The sequence below is a fragment of the Spirulina subsalsa PCC 9445 genome, assembly GCF_000314005.1.
GTDB classification, from domain to species: Bacteria; Cyanobacteriota; Cyanobacteriia; order Cyanobacteriales; family Spirulinaceae; genus Spirulina_A; species Spirulina_A subsalsa.
Map to the genome: position 1 here is coordinate 2,885,575 of NZ_JH980292.1, position 21,413 is coordinate 2,906,987.

A 21,413-nucleotide genomic window follows, 5' to 3' on the forward strand; every position below is an offset into this window, starting at 1 on the left:
CCTATTCCCGATGCCTTGTTCCCTCAAACCCAAGATTCTGTAACTCAACACTTCTGGTAAATTACTATAGATTAACTCAAGGGTTTATCCGCTTTAACAAACATTTGCTTACCAATGAAAGACCAAAAAATTGGTAAATTTAAATAAAGCCGTAATAAACGAGTAGATGTGGGTGCATTGTGGGTAGAATAGGGGAGAAATCGGGGGATAAGTACAGGAATTTTAAACCCAATAGCATAAAGAATTTCTTGTAAAGAAATATGGGTTAAAGGTAGTTGATGATCAATGAAATCATAATACTCACGATAGGCATACTTAAAGTTTGGTTGAATGACTAACAAACTCCCCCCGGGTTTGAGCAACTTAAAACATAATACTAATACTTGTAATAATTCTTCTTTTGTTGCCAGATGTTCAAAAAAGTTAGAAATAAAAATAACATCAAAATAATTGTTTTGTGGTAAATATTCGGCAACACTCAAAAAGTCTACCTGTAGGACTTTAACATCAGGATTGGCATAAACTTGAGCGTCAGGATTGAGATCAACGAGATATTTTTCCCGGGCTGTGACTTGATTAATAAATTCACAATACCCACCTCCTACATCTAAAATGGTCGCATCTGTTTTAATATATTGCTGTAAAAAAACATCAATTAGAACCCGCCATAATCGAGTTTTGGATTTAAGTAATTTTGCGTCAAATCGATTCGCATAAAGTCGCTGAAGATAGGCTTCAATTTCAATCAGTTGGCTGTTCATACAATTTATTTCTTAAAGAGTTTTAAACGGATGATTCTCGCGCATTTGTTACCGAAGCAGACTCGACGGTATCAAGGGGGAAGATCTAGAAGATACTCACCTAGTATGACACAAGGATAGCGCGAGAAAGCAACAAAGCCAAAAAACGAAAGACTTTGGGAAAAGAGGAAGAAAGATGACAGAAAATCTAGGATTGGCTTTCCTGCTTCTAATCACTTGTGCAGTTTAGCGGGGGATTCTCGATTCTCAGGCTCTTAGCTAGGGCGTTACCGTTGAACCGTAACTGTTCTTTGTTAAGCGACCCAAGTTTGTTGAGCAAAACGAATGGTTACTGTCACTAAAAGTAAGCCCAAAAAGCCCATAAAACCATAACCAAATCGGGGATATCTTGCCAAAACAACCCCAGCCGCCATTGATAAACTGACAATACCATAGGCCAGACGTTCCGACGAACTACTGCGACCTGAACTCAAAATAATTCCCAAATTAAACAAGCCATATAATATCACCCCGGGGGGAAGTTTACGACAGGTGATTAACAACAAAATCAATCCCCCCCAAACCATCCCTAATCGCAAAAAAGAATCCCCAGCTAACAGCCAGAGAATCACCAACAAAACCACGGTACCATAGGGGGAAATTGCCCCCAATTTCTGGCGAAAATACCAAAAAATGAACCCCAGCCCTGCCACTAAAAGCATTGCTACCGGATAAAAAATATCCTGAAGTTGTCGAGCATTCCAATTCGGCACGCCAATGAGGGTATACATAACAATCCGTTGCCAATCGGTCCAATCAAATCCCCTCGTTCTCCCCCAAGCGACTTGTACATGAACAAATGCTAAAGGATCACCAAATTTTAAACCACAATAGACACTATAAGCAACAATTCCTCCCGCCATTGCTAAGGAGGCTAAATAAGCTACTGGAGGCTTACGTTTCCACAGGGCTATGATTAAAAAAGCTGGAATCATAGCCACCCCCGGAGAACGAGTGGCTGTGGTTAATATTCCCAATAATGCAACCCTACCATACTGTTCTTTTTCAAACGCCCACAAGGTCGCTGTTGTGAGCAATAAAAACAGGCCTTCTGTATAAAGAACTGTGCCGTAAAGAGAGTAAGGACACCAGCTTAAGGTGGCAATAGCCCACCGCGCTACATTTTCCCCCTGCTGTTGTTTTAACCAGCGATAGATGAGCCACAATGCCCCAAAAAAGGCTGTATTATTGATTAAAATTCCAGCGACCAAAGGCGAAATTCCGAACACCATTAACCCACGCATTAGTAAGGGTAAAAGGGGAAAGAATGCTACGGAATGGTATTCTAAATCATTAATATAGCTATATCCTTCTGTTGCAATTTCAATATACCAGAGTCCATCCCACCATGAGAGTGCTTCTAAGCCAATTACAGCCCTTGCGCCTCTTGGTGGAACAGGAATAAGCGGTGCAATACCCCAAAAACTAAATAAAATCAATAGGCGACTCAAGCCCCACATAGTAAGGACAAAATTAAGGTCATTTTTGAGGGCAATTTTTTTAATATTAAACTGTTTGAATTTATGGATATTTGAGCTAATGTTAACTGGGTCTTGAGCCATTGTTTTTGCAGATTGAGTATGAGTTTTGACTAAATCATAATGTAGGTTCAGCGAGGGGCAACATTAGGGTTAGGTTGGGAGTATTTATATCATAGATTTTTAAGGGTGTGTTGACGGCCTACAGTCGATTGATTCTGTTGGTTGAGAATTCATCCCCAGTCTTCTATAGAATGGGGAATTCTTTTTGACATTTCCGTTAAAATACTAAAGACAGTTGTGTGAGGGCAAGGAAAATCATGGGACATCGCTGGCAATACTGGGCTTTAGCCGCAGGAGTGATCATAGGAGTCCATCTAGGGGAGGCGGTTTGGGCAAAGCCTACCCCCCCTATTGTGCGCCAGAAACAGGTGATTGATGGCCTCTATACGGAGGATTTAGACGCGGCGATTCATTTCCAGCAGGGGGTGTTGCGTTACCAAAAGGGGGAGTTTGCCCGGGCTGAAACGGAATTTCGGGAGGCTTTGCGTTTTGATCCTTTGATGGCGATCGCTTACTATATGCTGGGGAATGTCCTAATCCAGCAGGAGAGTGTTGATGAGGCGATTGGACAATTTCAACGGGCGATTAGTTTAGACCCCTCCCTCAATGATGCCTATTACAATTTAGGGGTGGCTCTCTTTCGCCGAGGGGCCCTCCCTCAAGCGTTACAGGTCTTTGAGCGGTCGGTACAACTTAATCCTAAGTTTAGCCCAGCTATCTATAATTTAGCCCTCACCTTGGACGCGCTGGGGCGTTATCAGGAAGCGAGTCAAGCCTATCGTCAGGTGATTTTACTAGATCCCCGCAATGCTGAGGCTCATTACAATCTAGCCTTGATTTTGGCACGGGATGGGTCTACGGGGGAAGCGATTTCCCTCTATAACCGGGCGATTGAAATTAACCCCAGATTCATTGATGCCCATTATCAAGTGGGGTTACTCTATGCTCGTCAAGGTCAGTTAGAATTGGCGCGGGATGCCCTACAGCAGGCGGTGAATCTGGCCCCAGATAATGCGTTAGCCCAGTATCATTTAGGCTTAGTCTTTGCTCGTTTAGAACAGCCGGGGGCTGCGGTGGGGCGTTTGCGGGATGCGATCGCCTTAGATCCCAATAATGCCATAGCCTACCAACAACTCGGAGCCGCCTTAATTGAAAGTGGCAACCCCCGCGAGGCTATTTCTATCCTACAACAGGCCATTCGCCTGAATCCCGATGAGGCGAGTAATTATTACAATTTAGGCATTGCTTACCAAGACACGAATCAATGTGAACTTGCCGTGGAAGCCTATCAAAACACCCTGCGGCGAAATCCCATTTCGGCTGATGCCTTCTTTAACCTAGGGGTGTGCTATGGGGAGTTAGAATTGTATGAGGAGGCGATCGCAACCTTAGAACAAGCGAAAACTCTCTTTCGCGCTCGGAATCAACCCGATAAAGTCGAAGCAGTAGACGAGCATCTACAAAATACGATCCTCCCCGCCCTCCAACGTTTACAACCCCCTCAACCTGAACCTGAACCTGAACCCCCAGAATCCCTTCCCCCTTTACCACCAGAATCATCCCCCGAGGAAGCGGAAGAGGAAACCCCGATAGAACCTGTCAGGCAACAACCGATTATCCCCTTCTTTGAACAAACGTGATCTGTGGACTCAGGATTGTCCGGGATTGTTGCAAGATTGCCCCTTTTGTTCTACCCCAAAGCCTACTAATAACAGGGTATCTAAGGGTTGTCCTGCTTCGGGTCGTTGGTAGTTATAAATGCGACGAATGCGCAGAGTAGGATTAATCAGGGTGATAGAGTCTACCGAGACAACGCGGGTGTATTGGGTGGTCATTAGTAGTTCTCGGGTGCTGTTGTTGAAGCTAAACTGAGAAATAATCGGTCGAGATTCTTCATAGGCGCGATCGCGTAAATAATCCCCCGTTAAGATCTCCCCCGTTTGCTCTTGCGGCACAAAAAGCAAATTGAGGCTTTGAGATACCTTGTCCCCATGTTCAGAAACGGTCTGAAAGCCCAAGGAAAAGCCCGGTAAGGGGTCTACATCGGGCATCGTGGGGTAGAGGTTATCGGCGAGGACTTTGAGCTTGAGAGCGGCGGAAAGGGGGGCGATTTGGAAATCAGTATGCGATCGCTCTACTTCCTGCTTGGTCAAATAATGATAAGTCCGTTCGGTTTGCCAATTGCCTACACAATGGTCAAAAAACTGATGAAACACCGTAGTATCCATAAGCCAAAATCTGAAAAAATCAACGTTTGCGGAGAACTTCTAACAACGTGAGGAACTCTGGGGGAGGAGGTGCGATCGCCTCAATTCTCTCCCCCGAAACAGGATGCTCTACAATCAAACGATAGGCATGGAGGGCTTGCCCCGTCAAGTTCACCCCTAGGGAACGCCCCACCCCATAGACCCCATCCCCCACAATCGGATGACCCATCGAGCTACTATGAACCCGAATTTGATGGGTGCGTCCCGTTTCTAGCTTAAACTCCAACAGCGTAAAATTGCCCAACCGTTCCCCCACCCGCCAATGAGTCACGGCCGGCCGCCCCCCCTGAGACTCCGGCACAATCGCCTGTTTCTTTCGGTCTACGGGATGACGACCAATCGGCGCATCAATCGTTCCCTCAGAAGCCCTTGGCGCGCCGTAGACCACGCCTAAATACTCCCGTTGGGCAATTTTGGTCTGAATCTGCTTTTGTAGGTGTTGGTGAGCCTGATCCGTCTTCGCCACCACCATCGCCCCCGTAGTATCCCTATCCAAACGGTGGACAATACCCGGCCGTTCCACCCCCCCAATTCCCGCTAAATCCTGACAGTGGTAGAGTAACCCATTAACCAAAGTTCCCCCACTGTGACCGGGTGCCGGATGAACCACCATCCCGGCCGCTTTGTTAATAATAATCAGGCTTTCATCTTCGTAGAGAATATCTAGGGGGAGGTTTTCCGGTTCCAGTTGGAGGGATTCTGTGGGGGGAATTTCGAGGGTAATTTGATCCCCAACTTTGACCACCGTTTGCTTTTTCTGGCACGGTTGACCATTGATTTGAACTTGTCCCCCTTCAATTAATTTTTGTAAGCGAGAACGAGTTAATTCCGGGAGTTCGGCCGCTAACCAACGGTCTAAACGGGTCGCTTTTCCGGCAACAGTTAAGGAGAGATGATGGGGCATGAGTTGGGGGGTAAAAGCTAGGGGAGAAAATGTAACATTAGGGGGTTACTCACGGGGTCAGAAAAAGAACCCGGATTAAAAGGAGAACGAGGGAACAAGCAAACATTGTCCCACAAATTGGGAAAATGCGGTTAGCCAACCACAGGGGGAGAAAAATATCGGCTACCGAGCCTTTTTCATGACCGAGGCGCTCCACCCAAAGAGTCAGGGGACAAGTCCACCCCGACAGCATTAAAACAACACTTTCAATTAACACTAAGCCAACGGCAAACCAAGTCCACAACGTGATTTTACCAGACACTGCACTAAATAGGGAATAGAGGACACATAGGCTCAAAATCCAGAAAATAATCGTATGAAGAACCTTGATCTGGGTGACTGTAATTTTCATCAAACCTCGGCAAATTTTACTGAATAAGGGAACAGGGAACGGGGAACAGGGTAATAGGCAATCTTGACAAGTTAGGGTTCAACGTTACAAGCTGCACACCAGCTTAACTTGTCAAGGTTGGATGGGGGGGTAACGTTCCCAAAGTCCTACAATCTAGAAATTTCTAGAGGGGTTGGGGGGATATAGGGAGCAGGAGAGACAGGGAGAGGGGAAAGAAATCCGGTTTCAAGCTTGAGGTCAGAAACCCATATTTTTAGGGGGTTCGAGATATTCAGGAGAGGATAAATGCAACCCGGGTTCTTGTTTTGTTCGTCTAATGATTGTTAAATGACCACAGAAATGATAGTCTCAATCCAGTTTTGTCTGAAAAGGGGCCGAGTGTTTGCTCCATCTACCTCACCCTAATTCAATTGCCGTGATTATTTTTCTATGAAAAAAATAGCTCCTTGGTTAAGATCGGCGCTCGTTGTTACAATGACAGCGATCGCCTCGGAAAGTTTGTTCCTCACTACTCCTGCGTTGGCAGACCCTTCTGATTTTACGCCAGAATTGACCGCCCAAGTCAGCCCAGAACTTCCCCCAGAAGCCCCTCCAACGGTGGCACAAGCGGATAGTATTCCTATCTATGTTCCCCCCCCGGAACGTAATACACCGGGCATTTGTGAGGAGTTTTTAGAACCCAATATTACGGAGATTATTCAACGTCGTGGGGGACGTTGGGGGGTTTTAGTGCAAACCTTAGACGGTCGCACCCTTTACAGTTATAACGCCAATACTCAGTTAATCCCCGCTTCTAATATTAAACTATTCACCACGGCGGCCGCCTTACAACGGCTGAACTTACAAAGTTCTATTCGTTCTCAACCTTTAATCAATTGGATTAATGTCACGAATTTGAGGAGTAATAATAACTATGCCGATGTGCTATTAAGTACCCTCGGGGGGGTGCAAGCGGCACGGCAAAGCCTCACTCAGTTGGGGGTGAATGGAGGATTTCGCCAAGTGGATGGGTCTGGTCTATCGCGCAATAATTTAGCCACAGCACAATCCCTGGTGGAAACCTTGCGGGCGATGTATTTTAACGATAAACGGGATGTGTTTATTCGCTCGTTGCCTGTGGCCGGAAAAAGTGGCACCCTGAGTCGTCGTTTTCATAATACCCGCGCTCAAGGTCGAGTCTACGCGAAAACCGGAACCTTAACCGGAGTGCGGGCTTTATCGGGTTATATTGAACATCCCGAATATGGGATGTTGGTGTTTAGTGTGTTGGTGAATAATCCCTCCCAATCGGGGGCTAATTTGGTCAATTCTGTGGATTCTATTGTGATTGCTTTATCCCAAGTGATGCGCTGTTAAAGTGGGTTGGGGTTGGTAGAGGGTGGTACGTTCTCGCGCTGGACGGTTCAGGGAGGCGATCGCACTCCGTAACTCCTCCACGGTCAAAGACGTGCCACCCTGCGCCCCCGCCATGCTGGTAATATGTTCTTCCATTAAGGTCCCCCCCAAGTCGTTACAGCCCCATTGCAAGGCCGCTGTGGCCCCCTTTAAGCCCAGCTTGACCCAACTGGGTTGATGATTAACAATCCAGCGCCCCAGATAAAGGCGGGCAACGGCGGTTAAGCGCAACACCTCCTCTAACACAGGTTGATCTCGTCCCACTCGGCGACGGAGGGGGGCGGGGGCAAATTGTCCCACAAAGGGCAGAATAATAAACTCAGTAATGCGGGCTGGGTAATGATGGGCGATCGCCTTTTCTTGCAACTGTCGCAGTAATTCTAGATGGTGAATCTGCTGCATGGGGGTTTCAATATGACCAGACATCAACGTGCTAGTCGTGGGTAAACCCTCCTGATGGGCCGTTTCCACCACCTCCAACCAGGTGGCCGTGTCGATTTTTTCCGGGCAAATCACCCGACGCACCCGATCATCCAACACCTCCGCGGCCGTGCCGGGTAAGGAACCCACCCCACCCTCCCGCAGCGCCACAATCACCTCTCGCAGGGATAAACCATCTTCCCGGGCGATAAACTGCACCTCTTGGGGGGAAAAAGCGTGAATATGAAGCTGGGGAAAATCCTGTTTAATGGTTTCCACCAAGCGCAGATAATAGCGCAACGTGGAACCGTTGAGTTTCGCGGCCGGATTTAACCCCCCCTGCATACAAATCTCACTCGCTCCCTGTTTTACCGCTTCCTCGGTTTTGGCCCGGATTTGCTCCCACTCCAACCAATAGGCCCCCTCTTCCCCTTCATCCCGACGGAAGGCGCAAAAATTACAATGTTGTTCGCAGATATTGCTGTAGTTAATATTGCGGTTCACAATATAGGTGACGGTTTCCCCCACTTGTTCTTGACGGAGGCGATCGCTCGTTTCCCGAATCTTCTCCACCACCAGCGGATCCGTTTGCTGTAATAAAAGCACCGCTTCCTCTGGGGTTAAATCATAGCCATCACAGACCCGATTAAGTATTTGTTCAATCAACTTCATCTTTACTTACCGTTTAAGTTTTCATAGTTTTTTCTTGATAACTGATATGGCTAAAGAGAAACCCCTGAGCGACAGCGAACCCATGCTAAGATAAATATATCTTGACCACTAACTCCCAAAGCGAAAACCAAGCTAAAAAGGGCTGTGTTGCAAGAGAAAATTTGGGTCTTAGGAACTAGGACTTCTGCCTGGGGAGGGAAGATAAGACGGGCTATATTTCGGTATAGAAAGCACTTCCCATTGAATCAGGAAGCTCCATCCTCGCGCCTAGGCAGGGTGGGGTAGTTCACAATGGTCCCGTATTTCATTATAAAAGCCCAATGGAACGAGGATTATTATGGTTGCCCTTATTAGCTGCTTTTATTGGACTAGCTTGGGCGGGGTGGAATGAATACCAGAAATTGGCGGCCTATGAACGGTGGGCCCAGCAGTTTGACAAGACCAAGTATGATATTTATGCCGTCTTGGGTTTAAAAGGCGATCGCATTACTTGGGGCAAACCCACCCGCCAAACCCCCATCAATCTCCAAACCTTCTCCCTGCAAGACGTAGAACAGATTAATCTGTTAATCAATCAACAACCCGTTGCTTGGGATAAACTAGACGGCAAAGGCTCGATTGCCCTCCAATTCCAACTTAAGCCCAACCAAAGCATAGAAATTCCCTTTACAGATGCCCAACTCGCCGCCCAATGGGGTCAATACTTATTGAAGCTCACCCGTTCGTAGTTGCGCTTCAGCGCGAATCATTCCATTCGTAGAGGCCAAGTATCAAAACTGTGAGTCTTGCAGGGAACAAACTTCCATTTTCACTTGTTCTCCGAGTGCATCTTCAGCTACATCCAGATCATAGGCTTGAGAAATTCTTCTAACAGGACTTCGCTAGGATGTACAGGGGTCAATTTGTCTAATTTATCTTTTGTCATGATTCAACCTCGAAGTTTTGTTTTTGTTTGCTGAAGCACAGAGCCAAGTAGTTAGCATAATCCCTTTTTTGAGACAGAATTATCATAACGAATACTTCCCCAGATAATTAAATCCTTGTTACACTAAGGAAACTGAACTAAAAACCACTCTGGTAAATACTATGGACTTATCTAAAAAGCCCTTAGAAGAGGTAATCCGTGAACTATCACCAGATTTGAGAGCCGAGGTAAAAACATTTATTAGTGTTTTGCTAAAACGGGTTAACGAAAATAGCAAGACTAAATTACGGCAAGATTGGGCAGGGATGCTAAAAGCAGATGGCTACACATCCGTTGAGTTACAGCATCTTGCAGTTGAATGGAGAAATGGCTAGTGTTTCTTCTCGATACGAATATTTGGCTAGGCGGTAATATTTGTATTTTCCTAGTTGCGCTTCAGCGCGAATCATTCCATTCGTAGAGTCCTAAATCTGTCCGCCTACACCTTTAAACTTCTCAACAAACGCCGAGATTTTTTGAAAAACGCTCTGTTTCTTGGTTTTGTATTGTGGATTAAGCGGACTCATTTTAGGCAGTGTTGAATTTAACTCCGTCCCATTCTCGCTGGCGAACTCCCGTTTTAGAGAGGCTTTGATATAGCGCTTGGCTGCTTCGACATTCAAGCCTTCGGAACGAATCAACTCATCAGCTTCGCGGGCTTGCTCGGCTTGGGCAAATTTAAAAAACGCATCAATGATGGTGGCTTTATCGGCTATCTCATCGAGATTAGTTTGATTAATGAAATCCACAATTAGGCTTTCTTTTGCTCGATTGCCTAGGCTGGCTCGAATCAAGCGGCGCACGTCTTCGATTAATTCACCTTTATTTTTATTCTTTTTATTCTGCTCAAAAATTAGTTCAAGAATGTAATCCAGATTAATCTCTTGAGATTTCAGCAAATCCACCTCAAACACCACATCATCCCAATCCATGGCGGATTCTGCGTTTTCACTGTCCGCTTTTTTCCGGCGCAACCAGTCGCGGATATCGTTGTAGGTGGAGCGGTAATCTTGAAGGGTGCGATCGCTCGGAACCTGGATTGCTTGCAGTGCCGTCAAGTCTTCATCACTTAAATAGTGTTCTGCTTTAAAGGCTTCAACCGCCGCCGGGTCATTGATATCCACCTGTTGCAAGGCTTTCAGGCTAGCAAACTCATCGTAGTTTTGCAGCACATTTTCAACGCGCAAATATTCGCCAAATAGCTTGGCAAAGTCTTTTTTGTCCTTTTCTAAAACAATCTCATCGGGGTTGGGAAAACGCTGCTCTAAGTCCGTGACTACTTCTATAAAGCCGCGCCGGGCTTCACCCGTCACCACATCGGTAAAGCCTTCCATATATTCCCTGTAGCTTTTTTCTAGCACTACGTTTTTAGTGTTTTTATCGCCAAACAGGGTAATAGCGTCAATGGTAGCTTGTTCCAAATCGCGGAAGGTGACGATATTGCCAAAGGTCTTAGTAGCATCATAAATCCGGTTAGTGCGGGAATAGGCTTGCAGCAAACCGTGATAGCGCAGGTTTTTGTCCACAAATAAAGTGTTAAGGGTAGGCGCATCAAACCCCGTCAGGAACATCCCCACCACAATTAGCAGGTCGATTTCTTGGGCTTTGACTTGCTTGGCCAGATCGCGGTAGTAGTTTTGGAAACCGTTGCTATCAACGCTGAAATTGGTTTTAAACAGGGCGTTATAGTCATTAATAGCAGCACTTAAAAATTCTTTAGCGCTGCTGTTCATGGCGGAGACATTAAAGCTTTCATCCAAAATTTCGCCCACGGTTGCCTGTTCTTCATTAGCGGCAAAGGAAAAAATAGTAGCGATTTTTAGGGGTTTATCGCGGTCTTTTTGCAACTGCTTAAAGGTTTCGTAATACAGCTTGGCCGCGTCCACACTGCTCACGGCAAACAGCGCGTTAAAGCCTTTGCTGCCAGCTTGCAAGCGGTGGGTTTTTTGGCGGAAGTTATTTAAGATATATTGGGCAATCTCGCCAATGCGATCAGGGTGTAACAGGGCTTGTTTATTTTCGGCGGCGCTCAGTTTTTGCTCATCCTGTTCGGTTTCAATGGCTTTGAACTTGGGGCGCACATCGTTATAGTCCACCTTGAATTTCAGCACTTTTTCATCACGGATTGCGTCGGTGATTACATAGGAATGCAATTCACAACCGAATACGCTGGCGGTGGTGTCTGCACCTAGGGCGTTTTGCTGAAAAATGGGGGTGCCAGTGAAGCCAAACTGATAAAATTTCTTGAATTTTTTCCGTAAGTTCTTCTGTGCCTCACCAAATTGGCTACGGTGGCATTCATCAAAAATAAACACGACCTGCTTGTTATAGATGGCTAGGTCGCTTTCGGCTTTCATCAGGTTATTGAGTTTCTGGATAGTGGTGACGATGATTTTGTTGTCATCTTTCTCCAGATTTCGCTTTAGCCCGGCCGTGTTATCGGAGCCGTTGACGCTATCGGGAGAAAAGCGTTGATATTCTTTCATGGTTTGATAATCGAGGTCTTTTCTGTCCACCACAAAAAACACTTTGTCGATAAATTCTAGTTCGGTGGCTAGCCGCGCCGCTTTAAAGCTGGTTAAGGTTTTGCCGGAGCCGGTGGTGTGCCAGATGTAGCCGCCGCCTTCAGTTTTGCTCCAGTGTTTGGCTTGGTAGGCACTGTTAATTTTCCACAAAATGCGCTCAGTGGCCGCAATCTGGTAGGGGCGCATCACTAGCAAGGTATTATTAACATCAAATACGGAATATTTTAGCAGGACACTGAGCAGGGTGTTTTTCTGAAAAAAGGTGGCGGTAAAGTCTTTGAGGTCTTTAATCAGGCTGTTATCAGCTTTCGCCCAGTGCATGGTAAAGTCAAAGCTGTTTTTATTGCGTTGGGTGGTATTGGCAAAGTAGCGGGTATTGGTGCCGTTGGAAATGACAAAGAGTTGTAAATATTTATAGAGGGAATGTTCAGCGTTGAAGCTTTCTTTGCTGTAGCGATGGACTTGGTTAAAGGCTTCTCGAATGGCTACGCCGCGTTTTTTGAGTTCAATTTGTACGAGGGGCAAGCCGTTGACTAAAATAGTCACATCGTAGCGGTTGGCTTGGGTTCCTTTTTGTTCAAATTGTTGGATGACTTGGACTTGATTACGGGCAAGGTTCTTTTTATCGAGGAGGTAGATGTTTTGAATGTGGCCATCATCAAATACAAAATCATAGATGTAGTTATCATGGATTTTACGGGTTTTATCGGTGATGCTGTCCCCCGGTTTATCTAAAAAGTTTTCTACAAAACGCTGCCATTCACTATCGGTAAACTGCACATGATTGAGGGTCTGCAATTGCTCGCGGACGTTGGCTAACATGGCTTGGGGGTTGGTTAATTTGGGCAGGTATTGATAGCCTTGATTTACTAAGTCCTGAATCAATTCGCGCTCTAAAGCGCTTTCGCTTTGGTAGCTATCGCTTTGGGGGATTTTGGTGTATTTATTCAGAACGATGAAGTTATTGGATTCGGCGATCGCGTTGTAGTCGGTCATTGGTTTTTGTCCTCTAAAAACTTCTGCTCCGCTTATTCTAATTGTTCTTCTAGTTAAATAAAAGCAGCAGGAGAAACATTAAAATACTCTCCCAATTTCTTGGCTTGAGTTTTGCTAATTTCTCTTTTGCCGCTAAGTATTGCTGATACTATTCCTTTATTTAAACCAGTTTCTCTAGCTAGTTCAACTTGCTTGATTTCCCGTGCTTCCATTAAATGCTGTAAGAATTCATGGGGCTTGGTGTTTATCCATTCTTGAAAAGAATAGGTTTTTTCTTCATAGTCTCGAATGAGTTTTACCAGCAACATAAATAGAGCCGTTTCGGCTTCGTTGCGTTCATGCTGCTTAGATAGAAGATTTTCTGTCACCGTAAGAAAATGCTCGTATTCTAGCTGCGTTTCGATGATCTTTGGACTGATTTCGTATCTATTAAGCAACTCTATATAGCTATCTCTGTTAATAGTGAGGGTCATTTTTCCATTCATCCTTACTGTAGTCAGCGTGGTTGAGAAAGTATTTGAAGGATGCGACTTGGCTTTCATAGTCGATCGCCAGTATTAGACGATATCTATTGCCTTTAATATTGAAAACTGTAAACCTACCAACGGCTTCAGCAGAAGGATAGTCGGCTTGCACATCGATCAGATTTCTCCAGTTAGAGTTCTCAACTTTTTTGGCGAAGTTTTTAACTATTTCGACTGTATTAGGGTATTGAGCAGCAGCTTTAATAAGTTTTCCGACCGAGATAAGATGCACGGGATCTTCCTTGTGAATGCAAGTTTGTCATGAGTCACAATTTATCTCTTTTCGCAGTTAGATTCCTATTATTAGTATCCATGTTTACATATTGACAAAGAGTTGTCAATATGTAAACAATTTGTATTATTGTTGCCGCAGGGCGATTTCACGGGGTAAGCCTTCGATAACTCTTGGTTGCTTGCTGTATTGTTCTAGAACAATACAGTTATTGGCTTCGGCGATCGCGTTGTAGTCGGTCATTGGTTATTTTCTCCTGTATTGTTGTTACATTGCCATCCCATGTCACTAGCCATTCTCTGCAAGCCAGCAATAAACACCTGAAAACTTTTTGATTTATTAATGTTTTCAATATTTAATCCAATATTTAAATGGTCGCCCATTAAGCGGGCGCTGCTAGCTTTTTGAAATTCAGGAATTAAACGAGCAACTTCAATAGAAGGCTTTTGCCATTCATCTGGTACAGAAAACCGTTTTACATTTTTGGGAGTATTGAGCTTAGGGTTGTTAAAAGCAGAGGCTAATGCTGATAAATCACCTAAATACCATCCTTCTAACTCTTGGCAAACTAATCGCACTAAGGTATCTGAACGCCCATTAGCTTCACATATAGCTAACAAGCGTGATTTTAATAATATACAATCTGTGTTATCGTTATCACGAACAATCACAAAGCGATCATCTGGAATTTGCCACGCCTTTAATTTTCTAGGAATACTTTTATCTAAGTCACTCTTGCCTTGATGCGGTATACAAAGAAAATGTTCACCTTCAATCCAGCCCGGAAATAACCTTGGCAATAAACCTGCCAATAAATTTTTCATGGAAGGCTCTTCCAATAAAAAGATAATTCTTCCTTGCATTAATTTAGACCCTCAAACAAGCCTTGTTTCCATAGGTATCCAGGTAAGTCACCCGCCTCAAATAAAGCTTTGAGATTTTGAGAATCATTAGCACAGGTCACTTTTGTAAATCCAGAATCTTTGCGTAAACAATAAATTTCAGCCAGTGTGAGGGCATTTAAAAAATCAGGGGAGTGGGAGGAAATAAATACTTGTCCGCCGCGACGAGCATAAGCCCTAAACTCTTCGGCTAACTCAGGTAATAATTCTGGATATAACTGATTTTCAGGTTCTTCTACAGCTAAAAGAGGAAATGGTTTTGGATCATTTAATAAAATTAAATACGCAAACATTTTAATAGTGCCATCGGATACATGGCGAGCAATAAAGGGGTCTTTAAAACTACCGTCCTGAAAGCGCAATACCAAGCGACCATCTTCTGTTTGTTTGGGTTCTATAACGGATACTCCAGGCACCCTGACGCGCATAGACTTTAATACACGCTCAAAACTTTCAGGATGATGTTCAAATAAATAATTTGAGACAACGGCTAAATTGTCGCCACGAGTTGATAGATGTTCAGCAAAACCATCTTCTTGACTGGGGCGTGCTTCAGAAATATGAAAATCGGAGATGTGCCAATTTTCAATCATTAATCGAAAAGCACTAGCGGCTTTAAAACGCTCAAACTGCCCTAAACCTTTAATGGCTAAAATATCAGGAGAATCTAATTCCTGTTCTTCTCGTTTTAATTCTTCATCGGGCTTAGAAAAATCTTCTTCATTGATAATGGAGTAACCTTTACCATAAGTAAAGTCTAGGAAGTGGCAGGGTTTGCCATTAGCGCCGCGTTTGTAATGCAAAATTTCACGAGCAATAACAGGTCTGCCTATTGTACTAGGTTCAAGTTTTAAAATATAGGTTACTAAACGATCATAACCTGTTATTTCCATACGGAACTGCATAGAAATTTCAATAGGTTCGGACGCAAAGCCACGACTTGCTAACTCTTTATACCCGCCTCTTTTTGAAATAGCCTTAGTCACGTTCATAGCAAGAGAATCTTTCAAAAACGAAAAAACATCAAATAAGGTAGATTTTCCTGTGCCATTAGCGCCGACAAGTACACACAATCGCGGGATATTAGTCAGCTTGGTATCACGAAACAAGCGGTAGTTTTTTATTTCCAGTGATTCAATTTGCATAACGTGAACCTTTAATCGTGAGTAATGAACATCTAAAGAATATGGGGGATTACTAACTGATTTAGCCGATTATATCGCTGCCTAGAGAGTTATTGGATTCAGTGATCGCGTTGTAGTCGGTCATGGTCGCTCTCAATCTCGTCCACTGTCGGCAGATGTGACTACACCAATCAGGGAATATTGTCCCACAGGCGGCGGGACTAATTCAACTCGACACTTAAAATAAATGGGTATAATAGATAGACTCAATCAAAAATGTGTTGTTCTGTTTAGAGGGTATAACCATGACAAATCAAGAAATTTTAGATGAGTTTTTATCTTTGCCTATTGAAGCACAGAAGCAAGTCGTCAGCCTCATCACTTTTTTGAAACAGAAGTATTTATGCTCTGATTCTTTACCTACCTCATCAAGTGTTGATTTAGTCAGTGATCCTTTTGTGGGAATGTGGCGCGATCGCGAAGATTTAAGTAGCACTACTTGGTTGCGAAATTTGCGAGAAAGTGAGTGGTGAAAGACTCATGGCTAGTTCAACTTGCTCATTTTTTCTCCTTAGTTTTGGGAAAGTTTAACAACAGGTCGCGGTAATATTCGTATTGCTGTTGGCGCAGGGCGATTTCACGGGGTAGGCCTTCGCGGATGGAGGTGGTGAGGGTGTCGAATTTGTCGAGGATGGCGACGATGCGGGCTTGTTCTTCGAGAGAGGGAACAGGGACTTTCATTCTGTTTAGTGCTGTTAGGGTAATGGTTTTTTGTGCTGCACCAACAGCTACCGCATAAGCTTGTTTCAAAAAATCAGAACTGCGGAGTACATGATAAAGATATTTAGGAATAATTACATTTCCATTTGGGCGCAAAATGGCGATATGTCGTTGAAATGTAAACTTCCTGTTTTCATTTATAAAAACTGGAATGCCAAACGAACCCACAACGGTATAAAGAATGTCATTTTTTCTCGCTTTGCGTTTATCATCAAGTTCAGTATAGTAAGCTTCTGAAACAAATTTTGTATTGATAAAATCTATTTGATGTGAATTTGAAACGTTTGAAATGGTAATAAATGGAATACCTGTATTAGTTTTTGGTGGTGCTTGATGATCACCGTCGGCAATACTTACACAACATTGTGAAAGTTGCATAATGGGTACTTCACCCCCAAAGGTAAACAACCGATCGCGGTAGTAGTTATATTGTTGTTGGCGGGCGGTCAACTCGGCGGTCAACTCGGCGGTCAACTCGGCGGTCAACGCTGTAAAAGTGTCCAAAATCCGCACGATTTCGGCTTGAATGGCAATGGGTGGGATGGGGATTTGGAATTTGTCAGTATCAGGTGTTGCAATCTGTGGCATCTGCATTTTACTGCCAAGATTTTGAAAATATGGCTCATTAATTTTAAGAAAGTAGTACACAAACTTAGTGCTAATACTCTCATCTTTTGAATGATAAGACCACATTTCATTTTTATGTGAAAAGGGCTTATCGTAGTAATCAAATTCAATAAAACCACGCGATTTTACAATAATTGAAGGCTCTCTATTTATATCCTTCTCTGGAATATCCTCAAAATCAACAAATGCAACAGTTTTACCGCCTGCAAAGATTTTTAATGGCGCATCTTCTTTGTGCATTTCTTTCATTTGCCCAGCAGTTATTTTAGTGCCTTTGGTACGAGCAAGAGCTTTCCCCAACGGCTTCCACTCCACCGCCACCCCATCTAACAACCTTTCCATAAAACTCATCCCACACCTCCATCAAACCCTATTAATTCCCGCTCAATCTCTTTAATACAAAATTCGGCGCAACGGGTCATTTCTACATACACCTCAATGCAGTCATAGCTATTTCTCTGAATTACTGTTCCATCCATGAATAGGATCGATTTCATTACAGAGTATTTCTTCTTCTAAGTCAGAAATATCAGTTTCTCCAGATTGACCCAGAGCCGCAATGCTGAGGAGGAAATTTTGTTGAGGTGGGGATGTTTTTTGGTGGCGGGTTTTGTATTGTAGATATTCGAGGAAGTTGGCAAGCTCGATAAGTGCTTCATCGGGTAATGCGTTAATCGATTGAATCAATTCTTGTTTTTGAACTACTAAGTTAGACATTATTTTTTCCTCTGTTTGCACGATCTTAATTTAAGTTATCTTTTTTTAACCCTCAATCTCCGCCACAATCGCATCAATCTCCGCCCGCAAACGATCAATCTTCGCCACAGTCGTTTTTAACTCCGCATTCAACGCCACAATATCCACCTTTTCCCGCGTATCCTCCGCCTCCACATAACTACTCACTGAAAGATTGTAATCATTCGCCGCAATCTCTTCAAATACAAAGTTCAACATAACGAGTCATATCAGCCTTGTTCTGCATTAATCAATCCTGCTTTATTGAGCCGCTCCCATGCTAGGTAAATATGATGGGGAGTAAACATTTTCTTACGAGGACTCCAAGCATGAACTTGCGTCACTGCTAACTCCGGAGTGGTGGCTTGTTCATGAGTAGCGACCCAATGCACCGTAGATAATAACTCCATGCCAAAAGTTGTCTCAAAACCCTTAATCAGATTAGCAACACGCTCAAATCTTTGCTGAGTTATTTGATGGTTTGAAAGAAAGATTTCAGCTTGTTCAGAAGCATAGGGCTTTAATTCAAGGGGTTTGTCTGGCTGATCTCCGCCATCGCCATAACCACTGATAAAATGCCCTTCAATATGATTGAGAACATGGCGCAGATTTTCGGCATAGGGACCGTAGGGAGCTTTTTGAAATTTTAGCCGTAAAGGTTCCCCTGCTTCCTGCATGAAGTACATCAACTTATGGACTTCTAGAAGTGTTACGGTGGGATCCATAACGGCGGCAAGATAACGACGCATCAGCCCCAGTAAAGCAGCTCGCCCTGGGGTCATTTTAGGGGGTTCTGCTTGGGGAGTTATGTCTACGGTTTGGGGTGAATCAATAGGTTCAAATAAGAGAATTTTGACCTCTGGTACAGACTGAAAGGCCTCGATAATTAACGGCTTAACATCATCCCAATTTAGCCCCCCTAAACCACAACCCAAGGGAGGAATGGCGATGGAGCGAATTTGCTGTTTTTTGACAACTCTTAGGAGATCAATGAGTCCTGTTTTAATATCGGCAATCTGGCTTTTATTCTTCCAGTGACGTTTAGTAGGAAAGTTGATAATAAAGCGAGGATTATATAGACAGTTGAGGTCATAAACAAACATCTGCCCCAGTTGCACTTGATTAACTTTACAGGCGGCTGCATAGGCTTTGAAATTTTCTGGAAAGGCTTTCTTAACTTGCAGGGCAATGCCACGCCCCATGATGCCCACACAATTAACTGTGTTGACTATTGCTTCAGTGTCAGCTTTGAGGATGTCTCCTTGGGTGAGCGTAATCATGGTTTAGGGGGTTCAATCAAAAGTACCAGTCAGGCTCTATGGTAATTACAGGTTGATGCTCTGCTTGGGCTAGAGTGGTTTTAACCTTGGTGGCAATTGTGCTATTGATTGTCCCAATTTTTTCGATCAATGTCCAGGGAAAGACATCAAACATCAAAAAGTCGGCTTGCTTGCCCTCTTTGATTTTGGCATCTCGAAAATCTCTAGCACCCACAGCGCGCCAGTCAATTTCACCCAGTTGGTTAGGATCGTTATAGAAAGCAGTGAGAAACGCTCCTGCATTACCATTGCTAAAAGCCCAAGGAACTACATTGGCATCAGCCCAGTTGATGACCTCATAAAAGTCTGCTTGTAGGTGGACGATCTGGCTCTGCCCATCTCGGTAAGTAATCTCAGGATGATTGCCCATGTGGAGGATGTACAGCATGATCGAGCGTGGACAAAAGTAAAATGGCACATACTGCCCAACTTTTGTATTTGAATGACAAGGAACTTCTATTTCTTCAAGGCGGCGTTGTTTGATGGTTGACATCCCGACTAATGAGCAAGATATTCCTTGAGCGATACGGTTGGCATCAGAGATTAACTCCATGCTGGCGGCAATACTAGGGAGATTATCAATATGGGTGATGTGATAAATCTTGGGGCGATCGGGAGTGATTGTCATCCCTCAATCTCCGCCACAATCGAATCAATCTCCGCCCGCAAACGATCAATCTTCGCCACAGTCGTTTTTAACTCCGCATTCAACGCCACAATATCCACCTTTTCCCGCGTATCCTCCGCCTCCACATAACTACTCACCGACAGATTGTAATCATTCGCCGCAATCTCTTCAAACGGCACCGATCGCGCAAAATGGGCAACATCTTCCTTGCTCTCAAACACCCCCATAATTTCCGCAATATGATCATCCGTCAGGGTGTTATTATTCGTTTCCTTCTTAAACAACCCACTGGCATCAATAAACTGAGTTTTAGAGTCTGGCTTGTGCTTCGATAACACCAAAATTGTCACCGCGATGGAAGTACCAAAAAACAAATTAGGCGCAAGCGCAATCACCGTTTCCACATAATTGTTATCTACCAAATACCGTCTAATTTTCGCTTCCGCACCCCCCCGGTAAAAAATCCCCGGAAAACAGACAATCGCCGCCCGCCCCTTACTCGATAAATAACTCAAACAATGCAACACAAAGGCAAAATCAGCCTTAGACTTCGGCGCAAGCACCCCCGCAGGCGCAAAGCGATCATCATTAATTAACGTCGGGTCGCCACTCCCAACCCACTTCACCGAATAAGGCGGATTAGAAACAATCGCATCAAACGGTTTTTCATCCCCAAAATGTGGGTCAGTCAACGTATTGCCCAACTGAATATTAAACTTGTTGTATTCGATGTTATGTAAAAACATATTCATCCGCGCCAAGTTGTAGTTAGTATGGTTAATTTCCTGCCCATAAAAACCATCCTCAATCAGGTGAGCATCAAAATGCTTTTTCGCCTGCAACAACAACGAACCCGAACCACAAGCCGGGTCATAAATTTTATTAACACTGGTTTGCTGGTGCATCGCAAGCTGGGCAATCAACCGAGAAACGGGCTGCGGTGTAAAAAACTCGCCCCCCGATTTCCCCGCATTGGCCGCATAGTTCGAGATCAAAAACTCATAGGCATCCCCAAACAGATCAATATGGCTGGCATCAAAACCCCCAAAATCCAGCCCTGCCACCCCCTTCAGCACCGCCCCCAAGCGTAGGTTTTTATCTTTAACCGTATTGCCAAGGCGGTTGCTCGTCGTGTCAAAATCCGCAAACAGCCCCTTAATATCCGGCTCCGAGGGGTAGCCATTGGCAGAACTTTCAATCGCCGAAAAAATCGCCGCTAGGTCAGTATTTAGGCTTTCATTCGTGTTAGCACTGGCGACAACATTGACAAACAATTGACTTGGATAAATAAAATAGCCTTTGGTTTTAATGGCATCTTCTTTGATGTCGTCGGTAATCACACTATCGGGCATCTCCGCATAGTGGATGTTGTCATCACCCGCCTCAATGTAGCTAGTAAAGTTTTCACTAATAAAGCGATAAAACAGCGTGCCTAATACATATTGCTTGAAATCCCAGCCATCCACTGAGCCGCGCACATCATTAGCGATTTGCCAGATTTGGCGTTGTAGGGCGGCGCGTTGTTGGGTACTCGTCATTATGAAAATTCTGGTTCAAAGGTTTTGAATAACAGTCAGTGTGACCTCGGTTTTGTATTTTAACAAGTACAGGTGCAGATGGATCTCCGGGATCTATAGTTATAAGCTAGACTTATGTTTAGGTGTGAC

General features: G+C 44.3%; 21 protein-coding genes and 1 pseudogene. 5 read left to right on the plus strand and 17 right to left on the minus strand.

Translation table 11 applies throughout. The annotated features are described in order from the left end of the window. Positions 1-71: 71 nt before the first annotated feature. Both SPI9445_RS0113155 and SPI9445_RS0113160 read right to left on the minus strand, forming a co-directional pair. Complete coding sequence (locus tag SPI9445_RS0113155) at positions 72-761, minus strand: class I SAM-dependent methyltransferase (RefSeq protein WP_017305219.1); 690 nt, start codon at positions 759-761, stop codon at positions 72-74. A gap of 293 nt (positions 762-1,054) precedes the next feature. Beyond that, a complete protein-coding gene (locus tag SPI9445_RS0113160; RefSeq protein WP_017305220.1) occupies positions 1,055-2,362 on the minus strand; it encodes a hypothetical protein in 1,308 nt (435 codons plus the stop codon). Positions 2,363-2,598: 236 nt separating this feature from the next. Here SPI9445_RS0113160 and SPI9445_RS25495 point away from each other — a divergent pair, with 236 nt between their 5' ends. Next, positions 2,599-3,981 (plus strand): tetratricopeptide repeat protein, encoded by a 1,383-nt coding sequence (locus SPI9445_RS25495; protein ID WP_017305221.1) that lies wholly within the window; start codon positions 2,599-2,601, stop codon positions 3,979-3,981. 9 nt (positions 3,982-3,990) lie between these two features. Here the strand turns inward: SPI9445_RS25495 and SPI9445_RS0113170 are convergent, their stop codons facing one another. Genes SPI9445_RS0113170 through SPI9445_RS0113180 form a run of 3 tightly spaced genes read right to left on the minus strand, consistent with a single transcriptional unit; the run spans position 3,991 to position 5,903 of the window. Next, entirely contained in the window at positions 3,991-4,569 is a 579-nt protein-coding gene (locus tag SPI9445_RS0113170; RefSeq protein WP_017305222.1) for a phycobiliprotein lyase, read from the minus strand. A 19-nt stretch (positions 4,570-4,588) separates the two neighbouring features. After that, positions 4,589-5,512, minus strand: a complete 924-nt coding sequence (locus SPI9445_RS0113175; RefSeq protein WP_017305223.1) for an RluA family pseudouridine synthase — start codon at positions 5,510-5,512, stop codon at positions 4,589-4,591. A 49-nt stretch (positions 5,513-5,561) separates the two neighbouring features. Then, on the minus strand, positions 5,562-5,903 hold the full coding sequence (locus SPI9445_RS0113180) for a hypothetical protein (RefSeq protein WP_017305224.1): 342 nt from the start codon (positions 5,901-5,903) through the stop codon (positions 5,562-5,564). A 429-nt stretch (positions 5,904-6,332) separates the two neighbouring features. Here SPI9445_RS0113180 and dacB point away from each other — a divergent pair, with 429 nt between their 5' ends. Then, positions 6,333-7,259, plus strand: coding sequence for a D-alanyl-D-alanine carboxypeptidase/D-alanyl-D-alanine endopeptidase (gene dacB, locus SPI9445_RS0113185; RefSeq protein ID WP_100227085.1), 927 nt, complete (start codon positions 6,333-6,335; stop codon positions 7,257-7,259). On the opposite strand, the gene cofH is transcribed toward dacB, so the two are convergent. After that, positions 7,236-8,390, minus strand: coding sequence for a 7,8-didemethyl-8-hydroxy-5-deazariboflavin synthase subunit CofH (cofH, locus tag SPI9445_RS0113190; RefSeq protein ID WP_017305226.1), 1,155 nt, complete (start codon positions 8,388-8,390; stop codon positions 7,236-7,238). The two genes, dacB and cofH, sit on opposite strands and share 24 nt — an antisense overlap. A gap of 320 nt (positions 8,391-8,710) precedes the next feature. Here cofH and SPI9445_RS0113195 point away from each other — a divergent pair, with 320 nt between their 5' ends. Continuing rightward, positions 8,711-9,118 (plus strand): hypothetical protein, encoded by a 408-nt coding sequence (locus tag SPI9445_RS0113195; protein WP_017305227.1) that lies wholly within the window; start codon positions 8,711-8,713, stop codon positions 9,116-9,118. 358 nt (positions 9,119-9,476) lie between these two features. Next, positions 9,477-9,689 (plus strand): DUF2281 domain-containing protein, encoded by a 213-nt coding sequence (locus tag SPI9445_RS0113200; RefSeq protein ID WP_017305228.1) that lies wholly within the window; start codon positions 9,477-9,479, stop codon positions 9,687-9,689. A gap of 90 nt (positions 9,690-9,779) precedes the next feature. Here the strand turns inward: SPI9445_RS0113200 and SPI9445_RS0113205 are convergent, their stop codons facing one another. The 5 genes from SPI9445_RS0113205 to SPI9445_RS0113230 all read right to left on the minus strand — a co-directional run bounded on the left by SPI9445_RS0113205 (position 9,780) and on the right by SPI9445_RS0113230 (position 15,678). Continuing rightward, complete coding sequence (locus SPI9445_RS0113205) at positions 9,780-12,875, minus strand: type I restriction endonuclease subunit R (RefSeq protein ID WP_017305229.1); 3,096 nt, start codon at positions 12,873-12,875, stop codon at positions 9,780-9,782. 53 nt (positions 12,876-12,928) lie between these two features. Continuing rightward, entirely contained in the window at positions 12,929-13,417 is a 489-nt protein-coding gene (locus SPI9445_RS0113210; protein ID WP_237747960.1) for a helix-turn-helix domain-containing protein, read from the minus strand. Next, on the minus strand, positions 13,332-13,631 hold the full coding sequence (locus tag SPI9445_RS32125; protein ID WP_017305231.1) for a type II toxin-antitoxin system HigB family toxin: 300 nt from the start codon (positions 13,629-13,631) through the stop codon (positions 13,332-13,334). Before SPI9445_RS32125 ends, SPI9445_RS0113210 begins: the two co-directional genes overlap by 86 nt. 239 nt (positions 13,632-13,870) lie before the next feature. Then, entirely contained in the window at positions 13,871-14,494 is a 624-nt protein-coding gene (locus SPI9445_RS0113225; protein WP_017305233.1) for a DUF4276 family protein, read from the minus strand. Then, complete coding sequence (locus tag SPI9445_RS0113230; protein WP_026079770.1) at positions 14,494-15,678, minus strand: AAA family ATPase; 1,185 nt, start codon at positions 15,676-15,678, stop codon at positions 14,494-14,496. The genes SPI9445_RS0113225 and SPI9445_RS0113230 overlap by 1 nt, the downstream gene beginning before the upstream one ends. Before the next feature lie 284 nt (positions 15,679-15,962). Here SPI9445_RS0113230 and SPI9445_RS0113235 point away from each other — a divergent pair, with 284 nt between their 5' ends. After that, a complete protein-coding gene (locus SPI9445_RS0113235) occupies positions 15,963-16,190 on the plus strand; it encodes a hypothetical protein (RefSeq protein WP_017305235.1) in 228 nt (75 codons plus the stop codon). 25 nt (positions 16,191-16,215) lie between these two features. Here SPI9445_RS0113235 and SPI9445_RS0113240 read toward each other — a convergent pair whose 3' ends face one another. The 6 genes and pseudogenes from SPI9445_RS0113240 to SPI9445_RS0113265 all read right to left on the minus strand — a co-directional run bounded on the left by SPI9445_RS0113240 (position 16,216) and on the right by SPI9445_RS0113265 (position 21,284). Further along, positions 16,216-17,415 carry a restriction endonuclease subunit S gene (locus tag SPI9445_RS0113240; RefSeq protein WP_017305236.1) on the minus strand — a complete coding sequence of 400 codons (1,200 nt, stop codon included), beginning with the start codon at positions 17,413-17,415 and terminating at the stop codon, positions 16,216-16,218. Positions 17,416-17,514: 99 nt separating this feature from the next. After that, entirely contained in the window at positions 17,515-17,781 is a 267-nt protein-coding gene (locus tag SPI9445_RS0113245; protein WP_017305237.1) for a DUF2281 domain-containing protein, read from the minus strand. Positions 17,782-17,826: 45 nt separating this feature from the next. Continuing rightward, positions 17,827-18,003: pseudogene (locus tag SPI9445_RS0113250) on the minus strand (type I restriction-modification system subunit M); the annotation flags it as partial. A 26-nt stretch (positions 18,004-18,029) separates the two neighbouring features. After that, positions 18,030-19,079, minus strand: coding sequence for a type II toxin-antitoxin system antitoxin DNA ADP-ribosyl glycohydrolase DarG (darG, locus tag SPI9445_RS0113255; protein WP_017305239.1), 1,050 nt, complete (start codon positions 19,077-19,079; stop codon positions 18,030-18,032). A 16-nt stretch (positions 19,080-19,095) separates the two neighbouring features. Next, positions 19,096-19,746, minus strand: a complete 651-nt coding sequence (gene darT / locus SPI9445_RS0113260) for a type II toxin-antitoxin system toxin DNA ADP-ribosyl transferase DarT (RefSeq protein ID WP_017305240.1) — start codon at positions 19,744-19,746, stop codon at positions 19,096-19,098. Next, positions 19,743-21,284, minus strand: coding sequence for a type I restriction-modification system subunit M (locus SPI9445_RS0113265; protein WP_017305241.1), 1,542 nt, complete (start codon positions 21,282-21,284; stop codon positions 19,743-19,745). Before SPI9445_RS0113265 ends, darT begins: the two co-directional genes overlap by 4 nt. Positions 21,285-21,413: the final 129 nt, after the last annotated feature.

Excerpts from the sequence above, each read along its gene's own strand:
- SPI9445_RS0113155 (WP_017305219.1), bottom strand. The coding sequence starts at position 761 with ATGAACAGCCAACTGATTGAAATTGAAGCCTATCTTCAGCGACTTTAT.
- SPI9445_RS0113160 (WP_017305220.1), bottom strand. The coding sequence starts at position 2,362 with ATGGCTCAAGACCCAGTTAACATTAGCTCAAATATCCATAAATTCAAA.
- SPI9445_RS25495 (WP_017305221.1), top strand. The coding sequence starts at position 2,599 with ATGGGACATCGCTGGCAATACTGGGCTTTAGCCGCAGGAGTGATCATA.
- SPI9445_RS0113170 (WP_017305222.1), bottom strand. The coding sequence starts at position 4,569 with ATGGATACTACGGTGTTTCATCAGTTTTTTGACCATTGTGTAGGCAAT.
- SPI9445_RS0113175 (WP_017305223.1), bottom strand. The coding sequence starts at position 5,512 with ATGCCCCATCATCTCTCCTTAACTGTTGCCGGAAAAGCGACCCGTTTA.
- SPI9445_RS0113180 (WP_017305224.1), bottom strand. The coding sequence starts at position 5,903 with ATGAAAATTACAGTCACCCAGATCAAGGTTCTTCATACGATTATTTTC.
- dacB (WP_100227085.1), top strand. The coding sequence starts at position 6,333 with ATGAAAAAAATAGCTCCTTGGTTAAGATCGGCGCTCGTTGTTACAATG.
- cofH (WP_017305226.1), bottom strand. The coding sequence starts at position 8,390 with ATGAAGTTGATTGAACAAATACTTAATCGGGTCTGTGATGGCTATGAT.
- SPI9445_RS0113195 (WP_017305227.1), top strand. The coding sequence starts at position 8,711 with ATGGAACGAGGATTATTATGGTTGCCCTTATTAGCTGCTTTTATTGGA.
- SPI9445_RS0113200 (WP_017305228.1), top strand. The coding sequence starts at position 9,477 with ATGGACTTATCTAAAAAGCCCTTAGAAGAGGTAATCCGTGAACTATCA.
- SPI9445_RS0113205 (WP_017305229.1), bottom strand. The coding sequence starts at position 12,875 with ATGACCGACTACAACGCGATCGCCGAATCCAATAACTTCATCGTTCTG.
- SPI9445_RS0113210 (WP_237747960.1), bottom strand. The coding sequence starts at position 13,417 with ATGAAAGCCAAGTCGCATCCTTCAAATACTTTCTCAACCACGCTGACT.
- SPI9445_RS0113225 (WP_017305233.1), bottom strand. The coding sequence starts at position 14,494 with ATGCAAGGAAGAATTATCTTTTTATTGGAAGAGCCTTCCATGAAAAAT.
- SPI9445_RS0113230 (WP_026079770.1), bottom strand. The coding sequence starts at position 15,678 with ATGCAAATTGAATCACTGGAAATAAAAAACTACCGCTTGTTTCGTGAT.
- SPI9445_RS0113235 (WP_017305235.1), top strand. The coding sequence starts at position 15,963 with ATGACAAATCAAGAAATTTTAGATGAGTTTTTATCTTTGCCTATTGAA.
- SPI9445_RS0113240 (WP_017305236.1), bottom strand. The coding sequence starts at position 17,415 with ATGAGTTTTATGGAAAGGTTGTTAGATGGGGTGGCGGTGGAGTGGAAG.
- SPI9445_RS0113245 (WP_017305237.1), bottom strand. The coding sequence starts at position 17,781 with ATGTCTAACTTAGTAGTTCAAAAACAAGAATTGATTCAATCGATTAAC.
- darG (WP_017305239.1), bottom strand. The coding sequence starts at position 19,079 with ATGATTACGCTCACCCAAGGAGACATCCTCAAAGCTGACACTGAAGCA.
- darT (WP_017305240.1), bottom strand. The coding sequence starts at position 19,746 with ATGACAATCACTCCCGATCGCCCCAAGATTTATCACATCACCCATATT.
- SPI9445_RS0113265 (WP_017305241.1), bottom strand. The coding sequence starts at position 21,284 with ATGACGAGTACCCAACAACGCGCCGCCCTACAACGCCAAATCTGGCAA.